Genomic DNA, 15439 nt, shown 5'->3' on the forward strand with positions numbered 1-15439 from the left:
TCAGCCGACGCCCGCCGCCGGTCTCCCGACCACCCGCTGCAACGCGCGCAGGTCCGCGTCGAGCGTCCGGTACAGCCAGTAGACGGCGACGAACGCGAGTCCGCCGACAGCGCACAAACCCAGGACCGAATCGCGCACCAGCGGAAGTTCCTCGGGTTCGAGAAGGCTGAATCCGGCCAGCACCCCCACCAGCGGCACGGATGCCGTGACCGCGAGATAGACCATGGTTCTTCGACGCAGCGCGCGTATATGGCCGGAGTCGTCCACCGTCGTGCGGGTGTAGCGCAGATAGATCGGATAGACGCAGCGGACGATGTAGAACGTCGACAGGAAGAACGTATAGGCCACGGAGATGACGCCCGCCATGAAGACGGTCATCGCCGCGTGAATCACCAGCCGCGCCGGAAGGTCGGTCAACCAGAGACACAGGAACACCCCGGTCACGGTCGCCGTCATCCCGGTCTGGAAGGTGTTCAGCGCACACATGTCGCCCCAGAACAGGGTCCGCGACCGCACCCGCGCGAGCAGTGCCTCGTCGTAACGTCTGCCCGCACGCAAGCCGCGAGGAACCGCGAGCACATGACGGGACATGTACGCGTAGATGAGGATGGACAGCGGGCCTGCGATGAGAACGAAAACGTAGACGCCCATGTTGAGCTGCCTATTGGTGGCATCGGACAGGCGCTCTCTGATCAACTCCTGCACGTGCACCGCCATATAGACCGTGGCCAGGCCGACACCGACCAGCGAAGACAGCCACAAGACGGGGGTGGGCCTGCGCGAAAGTCGTACGCGCCAGCTGTCCGGGGGCGGATAGACGAGATCGCGGGCCCTCTGCTCCAGGCATAAGTCGAGCTGTTGCGCCAATTCCGAACCGGAAGAGTAGCGGTCAGCGCGGTCGGGCGACAGGCACTTCAGCAGCACGCGGCGCAGCGCCACGGGGCAATCCGGCGGCAGCTCCGACAGGAACGCCGGCTCCACGGGTCTGCGCCGCAGTTCGATCATGTGGGCAAGCGACGTCTGCGACTCACCCGCGGACATTTCGTCCGCGAAGGGGCGGCGCCCGGTGAGCAACTCCCACAGCATGACCGCCAGCGCGAAGATGTCACTGCGCGTATCCAGTTCCCCGGCGGTCGCCGGGAGGTCGGGATGGCAGGCTTCCAGCTGTTCGGGCGACATGTAGGCCAGCGATCCGCCGAAGTACGCCAGGGGGCTGGTGCCCGTAACGCGTTTGCTGAAGCTGACGTTGAAGTCGGCCAGCTTCGGGCTTCCCTCGGCGCTCAGCAGCACGTTCGCGGGTTTGATGTCGCGGTGCAGCACCCCTCGTTCGGACGCGTGCTGCAGGGCGTCCGCGAGTCGGCGGCCCAGCCAGGCGACGGTCTCCGGCCAGGTCAGAGCGGCGATCCGGGTCCGCACGGCTGATTCGGTGGGCCGGACCTCGCCCTTGTCGGCGAGTACCTTGTCGATGGCATCGAGCAGCAGTCGGCCGCCGCGCCGCTCCCGGGGCGTCGCGCGCGACAAGCGCAGCACGTCGAGCAGTGTTCCTCCGGGCAGATACTGCATGTAAAGCAGCTTCAGCTCGCCGTCGGCGATGAGTCGCTGGTCGAAGATGCGCACGATGTATTCGTGATCCAGCTGGGCGAGCGTCTGCGGCTCGTTGCCGTGGTTGTGCGAGATCTTGACCGCGACCAGTCGCTGCATCGACTGCTGGCGCGCGAGGTACACCTGGGCGAACGCACCGGCCCCGATCCGCATCAGGAGGTCGAAATCGTCGACCCGGTCGCCGACGTCGATGGCGTCGAGGGCGACCTGGGCGCTCGGGCGAGCGATCATCGTGCTGCGGTAGTCGCTGGTGAGCCGATCGAGTTCCGGACCGGCCGCCGTGGCGGTGCCGGTGGCGGTCAGGTCGGCGGCATCGCTTCCGAGGTCGCTGCGGCGCATGGCGTGGAATTCCTCGTAGACCAGATCGGCCGGGAACGGACCGTTTCGCAACTCGGGGAATTCCGCCCGGTAGTCGATCAGCCGCTTGGGGAGGTGGTAGCGAACCCAGCGGTACTCGAGGTCGACCTTGATCAATTCGATCAATATCGTGTGACGCTCGGCTTGCGCACGGGGCAGGTAGGCGGACAGGTCGGGTGGGGAGCCGGATGCCCAAGCCTCCGAGAACCGCGCCACGACGGCGGCGAGCGCCGCGCGGGTTCGTTCGGCTGAATCGACCAGGTCGATCGGCTCACGCATCGGTAGCCCGAAATCAGCCGTGGTCGTTCACCCGGCCGCGAAGCGCGCGGAGACCTTGCGTCGCAGTTGTCCCACATCGCCTCCTTGCTACCGAACCTCCCTGCTCACAGGGTATCGCTCCGAGCCGGAGGCGGGGACCCCATCCATCCGGCAGTGTTCTTCGCAAGAAATTCGCCAGTGCCTCAGCTCGCGCTCCCCCCAAGGTCGGCGGCCCGCACCGCGCGGAAATCCGCCGCTTTGTATTCGGCTCGGGATGACACCTCGGAAACGGTGCTTCCGGTCGGCGAAGGTCTTAGGTCCTCGTCATCGGGGGCCACCGACCCCGGCGCTGCGAGCGGTCGGCTGCGAACGTGAAAGCCGACCCCGCCGGAGCCGAGAATCGGAGACCAGATGAGCGCACCCGCCGACTTCCAGTCGATCGTCGTCGGAATAGATGGCAGCCCCACCGCGGTGGGCGCGGCACGCTGGGCCGGAGCCATCGCGAGCCGACAGCATGCCACGCTGGTGCTGCTCGCTGTCGTTCCCGCGCTCGATTACCCGCTGACGTCCTCCGCCCTGGCCGAGGTCAACCTGCGCCCCGAACTCCGCGCGGCCGCGAAGCAGAAGGTCCAGGAGGCGTTCGACGCCGTGCGTGCCGAGCAGCCGGACGTGGAGATCCGGCGGATCGTCGAAGACGGCACTCCGGCGCGCGAGTTGATCGCGCACAGCGCGGGTGCGCGCATGGTCGTCGTCGCGGCCAAATCACAAGACCGGCTCTCCACACTGCTGCTCGGTTCCACCGCGCTCACGGTCGCGAACAAGGCGGGCTGCCCGGTGACGGTGTGGCGGGGCAGGCTCGACCGGCCACTGCCGGACAAGCGGCCCGTGCTCGTCGGCGTCGACGGGAGCCCGGGTGGTGACGCCGCGATCGGCGAGGCGTTCGAACTCGCCTCCACCCTGGGTGTCGACGTGATCGCCTTGCACGCGTGGAACGACCCGGATCTGCTGCAGTGGACTCCGGTGCCCGACGCGTGGGAGACGCTGGCCCAGCAGGAGGAGGAATTGCTGTCCGAGCGCATGGCCGGATGGAACGAGAAGTACCCGGACGTCACCGTCACCAAGGTAATCCGGAAGAACACACCCGTGGAAGCGCTGCTCGAGCACGCCGAGAACGCGCAACTGGTCCTGACCGGCAGTCGCGGGCACAACCGGCTCACCGGCCTCCTGCTCGGATCGACGAGCCAGAATCTGCTGCACAACGCGCAGGTCCCCGTGGTGATCTGCCGTGAGCGGTAGGACGGTGGGCGGCGGCGCCCGCCCGGTGCTGCGCGGGTCGCCTTCCGAACACCGCTACGACGTGGACCTCGCGCCGCTGAGCCCCGTCGCGGAGATCCTGGGCTTGGCGATGGTGGTCGCGGCGCTGGCCACCTCGACCAAGATTCCCGGCTGGGTGGCGGACTACGGCATCATGGTCATCGTCGCCGCCGTCCTCTATCTCGCCGTGGCGATCGGGTTGGTGCGCTGGGGAGCCGAGCACCGGCGCGAGCCTCCCCGCGACACCTGAGTGTGCGACCGGTCATGGCTGCAGGAACAGTCGCTCGTTGGGCAGCCGAGGCAGCCCGGTGGGATCATCGGACAGCACGGTGACCGCGTGGTGGTAGTGCCGGGCGCGCCACTCCCGCACGAACAGCTCCGCCGCGGTTCGGCAAGCCGCGAATTCCATTCGGATATCGTGGAACTGGATGGACAAGTGGACGTCCGGTTCATCCGGGCGCGGCGATTCTTGCCGCACGGTCACCTCCCCTGCCGCGCGCGGACGCGAATCGCCGCGACCACGACCGAGCCCGAGGGCCGGAAGGTGTCGCGCGGGGGTTCGACCCACACCCGGAAACACGGCGACCGGTCGGCGGGCGAGGGCAGCGCGATCTGCGCGCCGCAACGGGTCAGCACCCACCGAGCGAGCGCGAACGGCGCTCCATCGCGGATGGCCGCGCCCGGCTGAGTGCCGGAACAGCTTGGCGGGCCGCGAATCTCGCGCTGTCCCGCTGCGGGACACCTGACAGCGCGTCTAGCATGGGGTTTTCGATCAGCATCCGGCGAGGGAGAGCCGATGCGCGAAGATCAGGGGAAAGACCGAGGCCGGTACATCGGCCGACCAGTGCGTGCTGTTCGCGCGCGTCGCGGCATCTCTCAGCAAGTTCTGGCCGACCGGATCGGTGTCAGCCGGGGAGCCATCGCCAAATACGAGAACGGTGAGCGGCCTGTCGATTCGCGGCGCAGGCTGCACGCGCTCGCGCAAGCACTCGGCGTCGCGGTCGGAGACCTGACCGGAGATAGCCAGGATCGGCTGGACCCGACTTCCGCCGGGTTCCACGCCGCGGTATCCGACATCGAAACGGTCCTCTGGACGCACGGCAACACCACGGCGGTCGATTCGTGGCGGGGTCCGGACGAACTCACGGCCGCGACGAAGTATGCCGCTGAACTGCGGCAAGCATGCGATTACGCGACACGTACGGCATGCTGCATCTGCAAGCCGCTCTCGTCACAGCAGCACTCGGCAGCGACCCGGACGACCACTTGAACGAAGCGGACGAGCAAGTTGCTCGACTCCAACACGCCGACTCGGACAACGCCCTCCTGCGCAACTCCACCTTCAACGCGACAAACGTGATCCTGTGGCGAATGTCGGCAGCAATGGAACAACGCGAACCAGGCCGAGTCCTCGAGATCGCACCCATCCTCGACCCGCACACCATCCCCGCCGAAGGCCGCCGTGCCCAATACTTCGTCGAAATCGGCCGCGCACACGCCCTGCGCCGCGACTACCGAAACTCCCTGCATGCCCTCCTGCGCGCCGAACACATCGCCCCGCAACAGGTCCGAGGCATGAGCCATGTCCGGGAACTCGTCGGTCACATGATGCGCACCGCCCGCCGCGACCTCACCAGCGGCGACCTCGGCCGCCTCGCCAAACGCGTCGGCGCCGTCCCCGCATGAGCCCTCACGCGCCGCTCCGACCCGGCGCGGCATGATCGACGAGGTGGGTCCGACCGGCGTACATCCAGGCAAATCCGTTGCCGCACAGTCTTCGGAGGTCGATGTCGAGATCGAGCCGATCCCACAGGGGGGATTCACCTGCCGCGCCACAGCGGTCCATCTACGAACCTGACCTCGCGATCGCCTCGGCCATGGCCACGGTCGCCGCTGCCGCGATGCGAGACGCCGGGCAGGTGGGCGCGGCGGGAGCCCAGCGGGTGCGGGCCGACCTCCGCGCGCGTCGGTGGCGTGACACCACGAATTGGTGGACGCCAATGGAAATCCCGTGCTGTACGCCCTGGTGACCGGCTCGCCCGCCGCACGCGACGTCGGCAAGTTGATCGCCCTGGCCCAGGCGGACGGCTGGGTGGTCTGCGTGATCGCCTCCCCCTCGGGGACCCGATTCATCGACGCCGACGCGCTCGCGGCGCAGACCGGTTATCGCGTGCGCAGCGAATACAAGGAGCCCGGTACGCCGGATGTGCTGCCGCCCGCCGACGCCCTCATCGCCGCTCCGCTCACCGGCAACTCGATCGCGAAATGGGCCGCGGGGATCTCCGATACGCTGCTGCTCGGCCTGCTGGTCGAAGGACTCGGCAAAGGGCTGCCGATCGTGGGTGTGCCTTACTCGAACCGTGCGCAGATCAGCTTCCCGGCGATTCAGGAGGGGCTGCGCAAACTCTCAGAGTGGGGCGTCACCATCGTGATCGGCGAAGGCGAGCCGCACGAACGGGGCACCGGCGAGGCGGGCTTGCCCCTCTTCCCGTGGCAGACAGCATGGAAAGCGCTCCTCGAGCATCCGCGCCGGGACGATTCCGAGCGAGCGACGAGCTGACGATCGAGCTACCCAGTCCTCGGCATCGACTCGGCTGGTATCGACCTGTCCGCCTGCCGTGAAATTCGGCTGGGGCAGAGTAGCTTCAGGTCGCCGAAGCGGCGGTACCGCCATCATCGCGACCCGAAACGTCCGTGTCGTCAGCGGGCAGCCACGATGTCTTCGCGATCCGAACAGGCGATGCTCTCAGCCGACGGAGGCGCGCGGCCCGATCCACTGGTCGAACAGCCGATCCACCGCGCCGGCCGCCAGCTGGGTCGCCAAGTAGGCGTCCACCATGGCCGACAGGACCGGAGCGTTCCGCCGCACCAGCAGCACCTTCCCGAAGGAGTCGAACGGCGCTTCGGGATGCAGCACTTGCAGGTCCGGGTGCTGCCGCACGCGGTAGCGGCCCTCGACGGAATCGGTGACGAACACATCGGCGCGGCCCTGTTCGATCTCGCCGAAGATCGTCAGATTGTCCGGCCACAGGGTGAGCTGCGCGTCGGGGAAGTTCTTGCGCGCGAATTCCTCGTTCGTCCCACCCCGATTGGCGATCACGCGAACACCGGGGCGGTTGATCTCCGCGACGGTCGAGTAAGCCGCGCCGTTCGAGCGATGGGTGATCGGAGCCTTGCCGTCGGTGCCGTAGGTGATCGAGAAGTCGGCGAACGCGCGGCGCGACGGCAGGTCGGAGATGCCCCCGACCGCGAGATCGCAGTTCCGCTCGGCGAAGTCCGTCTTCAGCGTCGCCCAGGTCACGGGCACGAACTCGATCGGACGGCCGAGCAGGGAGGCGAATCCCCGCGCGAGGTCGACGTCCACACCGCGGTAGCCGCCCGCGTCATCCCTGATCGAGTACGGCGGATAGTCGCCGGGCGTGCAGGCGCGCAGCACGTTCGGAGTCTCCGGCGGCTGCGCGGCCGCCGGAATCGCCGCTGCGGCAAGCGCTGCGCACACGGCGGCCAGCGTCGCGCCGACACGGCCGGGCAGCGTCACTCGGCTACGCACCGATCACTTCTCGTTGCGCGCCTTGGGGAAGCGGGCCTGCTTGGCGACCCAGCCCGCCATCTTGGCCCAGTGGCCCTTGCGCGGAGTGACGATCGAGCTGAGTTCGCGATCCCACTCGTCCGCCTCGGTGAGTCCGTCGATGGTGTCGATCAATGCCTTGGCGGTGTCCAGGTCCGGGACGACCCGGTCGCCGAGGATGCCGTCGGAGCCGACCAGGGTGACGCGGACGCCCGCGCGGCCGATGGGCTGGAGCACGGCCGTGGCGGATCCGCCGTGGTCGGCGACGAATCCCTTGACGGACTCCACGAGGGCGCTCGACAGCTTCGCCCGCGCCGTGGCGGTTCGAGTACTCATGGCACGCAGTTTACCGACCGGTAGGCAGCAGGCCCGTCGGTCGGGTGTAGAACTGGATCCCATGCGCGCCATTCAGGTTTCCGAACACGGTGGTCCCGAGGTCCTGAAGTACGTCGACGTGCCCGATCCGCGGATCGGACCGGACCAGCTGCTGGTCGATACGCAGGCGATCGGCGTCAATTTCATCGACACCTATATCCGCACCGGGCGCTACCCGCAGAACGTCCCCTACATCCCGGGCGCCGAGGGCACCGGCGTCGTCGCCGAGGTCGGCTCGAACGTGACCGACTTCGCGGTCGGCGACAGGGTGGCGTGGTCGGCCGCGCCGGGCAGTTACGCGCCGAAGGTCGCGGTGCCCGCCGCCGTCGCCATCCCGGTGCCGGACGGCGTCGATCCGCCGGTGGCCGCGTCGGCGCTGTTGCAGGGCATGACCGCGCACTATCTCATCGAGTCGATCTACAAGCCCGAGCCCGGGGAGACGGTGCTGGTGCACGCGGGCGCGGGCGGCGTCGGGCTGATCCTCACCCAGCTGCTGGCCGCACGCGGCGTCCGGGTGATCACCACGGTGTCCACCGACGAGAAGGAGACGTTGTCGAGCGCGGCAGGCGCCGCGGAGGTGCTGCGCTACGGCGACGACCTCGCCGACCGCGTGCGTGAACTCACCGACGGCGTGGGCGTGGCCGCGGTTTACGACGGAGTCGGTGCGGCGACCTTCGAGGCGAGCCTCGCCGCGTTGCGCGTGCGCGGCACGCTCGCCCTGTTCGGGGGCGCGAGCGGCCCGGTGCCGCCGTTCGACCTGCAACGGCTCAGCACGGCAGGTTCGCTGTTCGTCACCCGCCCCACGCTGGCGCACTTCACCCGCGACCGCGCCGAGCTGACCTGGCGCGCGGGTGACATCCTCGACGCCATCGCCAAGGGCACGCTGAACATTCGGATCGGCGCGACCTACCCGCTCGCCGCCGCCGAGCGGGCCCACCGCGACCTGGAAGGCCGCAAGACCACCGGTTCCATCGTCCTGCTTCCGTGAGCCGCTGACGGTGGGCGATCCGGCGGGTCGTCCACCGTCCCCTCAGTAGTCGCGGCCGGTGAGACCGCGATAGATGAAGCGGGTCAGGCCTTCCACGGCCTGATCGTCGGTCAATTCGACGTTTCCTTCCTCGACCGCCGCCAGCAGGCTTTGGGTGAGCAGGAACATCATCGCCAGGCTGGCGTCGGCGGTGCTCGGCAGCCGCAGCCCCTGCTCGGCGAAGCCCGCCACGTGGTCGGCGATGTCCGCGCGCTGCCGGCTGCCGAAGCGCGCGACCATCCGCGCGAATTCCTCGTTGACCAGAGCCGCCTGATTCACCGCGCGCAGCACGGGCGCGTGCTCGCGCGCGAAGGTCCAATACCCGGCGACGTGATAGCGCACCGCCTCCGGGTCGCTGAAATCCGGGTTGTGATCCGGCCCCTCCGCGCGCTCGTCCCCCGCCGCGGCCAGGTCGTTCAGTAGCGCCTGAAGCAGTTCTTCCTTGCTCGCGAAGTGGTTGTAGAACGACCCCGCCGCCCGCCCAGCGGCCGTCGTGATGTCGGTGATCTTGGTGTTCAGGTAGCCGCGCTCGGCGAACAACCGCAGCGCCGCGGCCTTCAACGCCTGCTCGGTTTCGGCCGACTTCTCCTTGCGACTCAGCGACACCCACCTCACCTCCTTGACAACGCAACGTACCAAGCGCGACACTGAATCTATATTCACTGAATATTGATTCATCAGGAGTACGTCATGACCCAGCTCGTTCTCGTCGCGGGCGCCGGACCCACCGGCCTCACCCTCGCCCTCGATCTCGCTCGCCGGGACATCCCGGTCCGGATCGTCGACAAGGCGGCCACCTTCTTCGCGGGCTCCCGTGGCGACGGCATCCAGCCGCGCACCCTGGAAGTCTTCGATGACCTGGGAGTCTTGGACGCGGTGCTGGCGGCCGGGATGCCGACGCCGGTGATGCGCGTGCACCTCGGCGGCGAGTTCGTCACCGAGCGCAGGATGAACGAGCCGATCGAGCCGACCCCCGCCGTCCCCTACCCGAACCTGTGGGTGCTCGGTCAATCCCGCACCGAGGCCATCCTGCGCGACCGGCTCGCCGAATTCGGCGTGCGCGTGGAACTCGGCACCGCGCTGACCGGCTTCACGCAGGACGATCACGGCGTCACCGCGGTGCTGGAACGCGACGGCGTGCGGGAGACCGTGCGCGCCGCCTACCTGGTGGGCGCGGACGGCGGCAAGAGCACGGTGCGCAGGACAACCGGCATCCCGTTCGAAGGCAGCACCGACGAATCACTGCGGATGCTGCTCGGCGACGTGCGCGCCGACGCGCTCGATCACGAGTTCGGTTACTGGTTCGCCGCCGCCGACGAGCCGATGCGGGGCATCGCGTTGTCCCCGCTGCCCGGCGGGCGTCAGTTCCAATTCGCCGCCCCGTTGACCGGCGACGCGCAGCCGAGCCTCGAATTGCTCCAGGAGTACGTGGACCGCTACTGCGGACGCGACGACGTCATCCTCACCGACCTGACCTGGGTGACCGTGTGGCGACCGAACATCCGCCTCGCGCGGCGTTTCCGCGACGGCCGGGTGTTCCTCGCCGGCGATGCGGCACACGCGCATCCGCCCACCGGCGGCCAGGGCATGAACACCGGCATCCAGGACGCCTACAACCTCGGCTGGAAACTGGCCGCCGCACTCGCCGGAGACGACACGCCCTTGGACAGCTACGAAGCCGAGCGCAGGACCGTCGCCGCCGAGGTGCTGGGGCTGAGCTCCGAGCTACTGGACAAGCTGGTCGACGGTGCGGAAGATGCGATGGAGCGGGGACCGGAGACCCAGCAGCTCGACATCACCTACCGCGACCCCGCCGTGCGCGAGGCGCTGGCGGTCGGCGACCGGGCGTCGGACGCGCCGGTGAAAGACGAGTTGGGGCGGCCGGTCCGACTGTTCGACCTGTTCCGCGGGCCGCACGCGACGGTGCTGTCATTCGGCACGTCGCCGGAGGCGGGGCCGCACGCGTACGCGGTGGTACGCCCCGGGACGCCGGTGACCGGACCGCACGTGGTGGACGTCGACGGGCACGCGCACGCGGCCTATGCCGCGGCCGAGGGCGCCCGGGTGCTCGTCCGCCCGGACGGCTACATCGGCGCGATCAGCTGAAGAAGCTGCCGATGGTGTCCCAGCCGAGCACCGAGTCCACCGCGAGGCCGCAGAACACCACGGCCAGGTAATTGTTCGACTGGAGGAACAGCCGCAGCGGCTTCACCGATTCGCCGCGCCGCACGCCCGCGTACAGCTGATGCGCCATGAGCAGGAACCACGCTCCGGCCACCAGGGCCACGGCCGTGTAGATCACGCCGGTGGCGGGCGCCAGGACGAGGGTGGTGAGCACGGTCAGCCAGGTGTAGACGACGATCTGCTTGGTGACCGTGCGCTCGGTGGCGACCACCGGCAGCATCGGCACGCCCGCCGCGCGGTAGTCCTCCTTGTAGCGCATGGCCAGCGCCCAGGTGTGCGGCGGCGTCCAGAAGAAGATGACGCCGAACAGCGCGAGGGCGGGCCAGCCGATGCCGCCGGTCACCGCCGACCAGCCCACCAGCGCGGGCATGCAGCCCGCCGCGCCGCCCCACACCACGTTCTGCGAGGTGCGGCGCTTGAGACCCAGCGTGTAGACGAAGACGTAGAACAGGATCGTCGCGACGACGAGTAGGCCGCTGAGCAGGTTGGCCTGCCACCACAACCAGGCGAAGGAGCCGAGGCCGAGCACGACGCCGAAGACGAAGGCGTTGCGGGTGGGCACCGCCTCCCGGGCCAGCGGCCGCTTGGCGGTGCGCTTCATGACCTTGTCGATGTCGGCGTCGGCGACACAGTTGAGCGTGTTCGCGCTCGCCGCGCCCATCCAGCCGCCGAAGAGGGTCGCCAGTATCAGGCGGATGTCGACGATGCCGCGGTCGGCGAGCAGCATGGTGGGGATCGTGGCGACCAGCAGCAGCTCGATCACCCTGGGCTTGGTCAGCGCGATGTAGGCCAGCGCCCGTCGCATCAGCCGGGACGGTAGGCCGGGACCCGTGAACCGGTCGGCCAGCGCCGTCGCGGAGGAGCCGTGCGCACCATCGCCACCCGGCCGTTGCCCAATCCGCACTGTCTCTCCTCGCACGCTGTGCATCGCATCCGGCATGGACCAGCAGTGCGCTGGATCCGGTGGTACGGACGAGCCCGCGCCGGACTTCCGTCCGCCCCGGCGCCCCTGCCGACCGGTGCGGCGCGACTACTACTACAAAGGATGGTAGACCCCCGCCGCCCCCGCCCCTTTCCTCGCCCCCGCGCAACGTCACCGGTATGTGACGCGCCGTACCGCCGGTCCCGCACCGCACGCAGGGTCTTCGCCAGGGGCGCGCGACCCGCCGGTAGGACTCTTGTTCGAGGCTCTGGCCGCACGGGTCCTCGCATCGAGTCCGTGTCGTTCACGATTCAACCCCGAATACCGTTCCCCGGCGCGGAAGAGTCTCGTCACCCGGGACCGACGCGAGCGAACACGCAGCGCGCCACCGGCCGCGAAACCAAGACAGGGTTAATGGTGTGCCGGTCACCGGGCACATCTAGGGTAGTTGGGTATACCCGTTGAGCATGCCGTAGCTGCCGCGCGATCATCGCCGTCAGAACCCACCCGCCGTCGACGAACCAATGTCAGGAGAACCTCGGTCGTGTCGATCACAGACGACATCCGCGCCCTCACTCAGCCGAACCACCCGGACGACTGGACGGATCTGGACACCAAGGCTGTCGACACCATCCGGGTCCTGGCCGCCGAGGCGGTGCAGAACGCCGGAAACGGCCATCCCGGTACCGCGATGAGCCTGGCGCCGCTGGCGTACACGCTCTACCAGCGCACCATGCGCATCGACCCGAGCGATCCGAGCTGGGTCGGCCGGGACCGGTTCGTGCTGTCCTGCGGTCACTCCAGCCTCACCCAGTACATCCAGCTCTACCTGGCGGGTTACGGCCTGGAACTGGACGACCTGAAGAATCTGCGCAAGTGGGGCTCGCTCACTCCGGGCCACCCCGAGTTCCGGCACACCGACGGCGTCGAGATCACCACCGGCCCGCTCGGCCAGGGCCTGGCCTCCGCGGTCGGCATGGCGATGGCGGCGCGGCGCGAGCGCGGCCTGTTCGACCCGGACGCCGCGCCGGGCACGAGCCCGTTCGATCACTTCGTCTACGTCATCGCCTCCGACGGCGACCTGGAGGAAGGCGTCACCTCCGAGGCGTCGTCGCTGGCGGGCACCCAGCAGCTGGGCAACCTCGTCGTGGTCTACGACGACAACAAGATCTCCATCGAGGACGACACCACCATCGCCTTCACCGAGGACGTCGCGAAGCGTTACGAGGCCTACGGCTGGCACGTGCAGGTGGTCGAGGGCGGCGAGGACGTCGTCGCCATCGAAGCCGCGCTGGAGGCCGGCAAGGCCGAGACCGGCAAGCCCTCGATCATCGTGCTGCGCACCATCATCGGCTACCCCGCCCCCAGCAAGATGAACACCGGTACCGCGCACGGCGCGGCGCTGGGCGCCGACGAGGTGGCCGCCACCAAGAAGATTCTCGGCTTCGACCCGGACAAGAGCTTCGACGTGGATCCGGCGGTCATCGAGCACACCCGCAAGGTCGTCGAACGCGGGCGCGCGGCGCATACGGAGTGGCAGAAGTCCTTCGACGCGTGGGCTGCGGCCAACCCGGAGAACAAGGCGCTGTTCGACCGCCTGATCGAGCGGCGGCTGCCGGACAATTGGATCGCGAATCTGCCCAGCTACGAACCGGATCCGAAGGGCATGGCCACCCGCAAGGCGTCCGGCAAGGTGCTCGCCGCGCTGGCGCCGGTGCTGCCGGAGCTGTGGGGCGGCTCGGCCGACCTGGCCGAGTCCAACAACACCACCATGCCCGACCAGCCCAGCTTCGGGCCGGAGTCGATCTCCACCGGCATGTGGAAGGCCGACCCGTACGGCCGGACCCTGCACTTCGGCGTCCGCGAGCACGCGATGGGCGCGATCCTCAACGGCATCGCGCTGCACGGCCCGACCCGTCCGTACGGCGGCACCTTCCTGGTGTTCAGCGACTACATGCGTCCGGCCGTCCGCCTGGCGGCGGTGATGCGGGTGCCCGCGATCTATGTCTGGACCCACGACTCCATCGGCCTCGGTGAGGACGGCCCGACACACCAGCCGATCGAGCATCTCGCCGCGCTGCGCGCCATCCCGGGCCTGAACGTGGTCCGTCCGGGCGACGCCAACGAGACCACCTACGCCTGGCGCACCATCCTGGAACGCGACAGCAGCGAGCACCGGTCGCATTTCTCGGTGTCCGAGCCGCCGCACCAGGACGGTCCGTCCGGGCTGGCGCTGACCCGCCAGGATCTGCCGATCCTGGAGGGCACCAGTTTCGAGGGCGTGTCGAAGGGCGGTTATGTGCTGGCCGAGGCGTCCACGGGCACACCGCAAGTGATCCTGATCGCCACCGGCTCGGAGCTGCAGCTCGCGGTCGCCGCCCGCATTACGCTGGAGGAGCAGGGCATCGCCACCCGCGTGGTGTCGATGCCGTGCGTGGAGTGGTTCGACGCGCAGGACAAGGCTTACCGGGACGAGGTGCTCCCGCCCGCGGTCGCCGCTCGCGTCGTCGTCGAAGCCGGTATCGCGATGCCGTGGCACCGGTTCGCCGGTGACGCGGGCGAGATCGTGTCGATCGAGCACTTCGGCGCCTCCGCCGACTACAAGACCCTGTTCCGCGAATTCGGCTTCACTCCGGAAGCCGTCGTTGCCGCCGCGCAGCGCACGCTCGAGAACGTGAAGGGATAAGCGCTCATGGCTCAGAACGAGAATCTCGCCGCCCTGACGGCGGCGGGAGTGTCCGTATGGCTCGACGATCTGTCCAGGGACCGCATCCGGTCCGGCAACCTGCTCGAGCTGATCGAGACCCGGTCCGTCGTCGGGGTCACCACCAACCCGACGATCTTCCAGGGTGCGCTCAGCCAGGGCCACGCCTACGACGACCAGCTGAAAGAGCTTGCCGAGCAGGGCGCGGACGCCGATGCCGCGATCCGCACCATCACCACCGATGACGTCCGCGCGGCCTGCGATGTGTTCGCTCCGGTCTTCGAGGCCACCAACGGCGTGGACGGCCGGGTCTCCATCGAGGTCGACCCCCGTCTGGCCTTCGACGCCGACCGGACCGTCGCGCAGGCGGTCGAACTGTGGAAGATCGTCGACCGGCCCAACCTGTTCATCAAGATCCCGGCCACCGAGGAGGGCCTGCCCGCCATCACCGCCGTGATCGCGGAGGGCATCAGCGTGAACGTCACGCTGATCTTCTCGGTCCAGCGCTACCGCGCCGTGATGGGCGCGTACCTGGAAGGCGTGAAGAAGGCCAAGGTCGCCGGGCACGATCCGGCCAAGATCCATTCCGTCGCCTCGTTCTTCGTCTCCCGCGTGGACACCGAGATCGACAAGCGGCTCGAGGCGCTCGGCACCGAGGAGGCGCTCGCGCTGCGCGGCAAGGCAGGCATCGCCAACGCCCACCTGGCCTACGCCGAGTACCAGGACGTGTTCGACGGCGGCAAACACACCTCGACCTACCTGAACCTGGCCGCGTCCGGGGCGAATCGGCAGCGTCCGCTGTGGGCGTCGACCGGCGTCAAGAACCCGGAATACTCCGACACGATGTACGTCACCGAACTGGTCGCGCCGAATACGGTGAACACGCTGCCGGAGAAGACACTCCAGGCGGTCGCCGATCACGGCGCGATCCGCGGCGACGCCGTCAGCGGCCAGGCCGCCGCGGCCGAGGAGGTCTTCGATCGGCTCGCCGCGGTCGGCGTCGATCTCGACGACGTGTTCGCGGTGCTCGAGCGCGAGGGCGTGGACAAGTTCGAGAAATCCTGGGAGGAGCTGCTTTCCGCCACCGCCGACGAGCTGAAGTCGGCGTCGACCGGGAACGGCTGATCG

The 15439-nt window shown here is 68.8% G+C and carries 15 protein-coding genes; 9 read left to right on the top strand and 6 right to left on the bottom strand.

Annotation, left to right across the window (positions count from 1 at the left end; genetic code table 11):
• Window positions 1-2238 (bottom strand): serine/threonine-protein kinase, encoded by a 2238-nt coding sequence (locus NA8_RS27015; protein ID WP_063053165.1) that lies wholly within the window; start codon window positions 2236-2238, stop codon window positions 1-3.
• Between the two features lie 390 nt (window positions 2239-2628).
• Here NA8_RS27015 and NA8_RS27020 point away from each other — a divergent pair, with 390 nt between their 5' ends.
• On the top strand, window positions 2629-3513 hold the full coding sequence (locus NA8_RS27020) for a universal stress protein (RefSeq protein WP_063053166.1): 885 nt from the start codon (window positions 2629-2631) through the stop codon (window positions 3511-3513).
• Window positions 3503-3781 carry a hypothetical protein gene (locus tag NA8_RS27025; protein ID WP_157106944.1) on the top strand — a complete coding sequence of 93 codons (279 nt, stop codon included), beginning with the start codon at window positions 3503-3505 and terminating at the stop codon, window positions 3779-3781. The genes NA8_RS27020 and NA8_RS27025 overlap by 11 nt, the downstream gene beginning before the upstream one ends.
• A 12-nt stretch (window positions 3782-3793) precedes the next feature.
• Here the strand turns inward: NA8_RS27025 and NA8_RS34105 are convergent, their stop codons facing one another.
• Window positions 3794-3940: a hypothetical protein gene (locus NA8_RS34105; RefSeq protein WP_157106945.1), complete on the bottom strand. Its 147-nt coding sequence runs from the start codon at window positions 3938-3940 to the stop codon at window positions 3794-3796.
• 387 nt (window positions 3941-4327) lie between these two features.
• Between NA8_RS34105 and NA8_RS35815 the strand changes: the two genes are divergently transcribed.
• From NA8_RS35815 to NA8_RS27045, 3 genes are all read left to right on the top strand, one after another.
• Window positions 4328-4801 carry a helix-turn-helix domain-containing protein gene (locus NA8_RS35815; protein WP_084467106.1) on the top strand — a complete coding sequence of 158 codons (474 nt, stop codon included), beginning with the start codon at window positions 4328-4330 and terminating at the stop codon, window positions 4799-4801.
• Entirely contained in the window at window positions 4738-5217 is a 480-nt protein-coding gene (locus NA8_RS27040) for a hypothetical protein (protein WP_063053170.1), read from the top strand. Before NA8_RS35815 ends, NA8_RS27040 begins: the two co-directional genes overlap by 64 nt.
• Before the next feature lie 304 nt (window positions 5218-5521).
• Window positions 5522-6091, top strand: coding sequence for a flavoprotein (locus NA8_RS27045; protein ID WP_063053196.1), 570 nt, complete (start codon window positions 5522-5524; stop codon window positions 6089-6091).
• Window positions 6092-6277: 186 nt separating this feature from the next.
• Here NA8_RS27045 and NA8_RS27050 read toward each other — a convergent pair whose 3' ends face one another.
• Both NA8_RS27050 and NA8_RS27055 read right to left on the bottom strand, forming a co-directional pair.
• Window positions 6278-7081, bottom strand: coding sequence for a transporter substrate-binding domain-containing protein (locus tag NA8_RS27050; RefSeq protein ID WP_084467108.1), 804 nt, complete (start codon window positions 7079-7081; stop codon window positions 6278-6280).
• A 3-nt stretch (window positions 7082-7084) separates the two neighbouring features.
• The gene (locus NA8_RS27055) at window positions 7085-7435 is read right to left on the bottom strand and encodes a hypothetical protein (RefSeq protein ID WP_063053172.1); all 351 of its coding nucleotides are present in this window, start codon (window positions 7433-7435) and stop codon (window positions 7085-7087) included.
• 61 nt (window positions 7436-7496) lie between these two features.
• Here NA8_RS27055 and NA8_RS27060 point away from each other — a divergent pair, with 61 nt between their 5' ends.
• Window positions 7497-8462, top strand: a complete 966-nt coding sequence (locus NA8_RS27060) for a quinone oxidoreductase family protein (RefSeq protein WP_063053173.1) — start codon at window positions 7497-7499, stop codon at window positions 8460-8462.
• Window positions 8463-8504: 42 nt separating this feature from the next.
• Here the strand turns inward: NA8_RS27060 and NA8_RS27065 are convergent, their stop codons facing one another.
• The gene (locus NA8_RS27065) at window positions 8505-9107 is read right to left on the bottom strand and encodes a TetR/AcrR family transcriptional regulator (RefSeq protein ID WP_218019518.1); all 603 of its coding nucleotides are present in this window, start codon (window positions 9105-9107) and stop codon (window positions 8505-8507) included.
• Window positions 9108-9191: 84 nt separating this feature from the next.
• Here NA8_RS27065 and NA8_RS27070 point away from each other — a divergent pair, with 84 nt between their 5' ends.
• Window positions 9192-10607, top strand: coding sequence for an FAD-dependent monooxygenase (locus NA8_RS27070; RefSeq protein WP_063053174.1), 1416 nt, complete (start codon window positions 9192-9194; stop codon window positions 10605-10607).
• Here the strand turns inward: NA8_RS27070 and NA8_RS27075 are convergent.
• Complete coding sequence (locus tag NA8_RS27075) at window positions 10600-11589, bottom strand: heme o synthase (RefSeq protein WP_063053198.1); 990 nt, start codon at window positions 11587-11589, stop codon at window positions 10600-10602. The genes NA8_RS27070 and NA8_RS27075 overlap by 8 nt on opposite strands.
• A 562-nt stretch (window positions 11590-12151) precedes the next feature.
• On the opposite strand from NA8_RS27075, the gene tkt reads away from it, so the two are divergent.
• Window positions 12152-14293, top strand: coding sequence for a transketolase (gene tkt / locus NA8_RS27080; protein WP_063053175.1), 2142 nt, complete (start codon window positions 12152-12154; stop codon window positions 14291-14293).
• Between the two features lie 6 nt (window positions 14294-14299).
• On the top strand, window positions 14300-15436 hold the full coding sequence (gene tal, locus NA8_RS27085) for a transaldolase (RefSeq protein WP_063053176.1): 1137 nt from the start codon (window positions 14300-14302) through the stop codon (window positions 15434-15436).
• Window positions 15437-15439: the final 3 nt, after the last annotated feature.

The organism is Nocardia arthritidis NBRC 100137 (genome assembly GCF_001612765.1).
GTDB classification, from domain to species: Bacteria; Actinomycetota; Actinomycetes; order Mycobacteriales; family Mycobacteriaceae; genus Nocardia; species Nocardia arthritidis.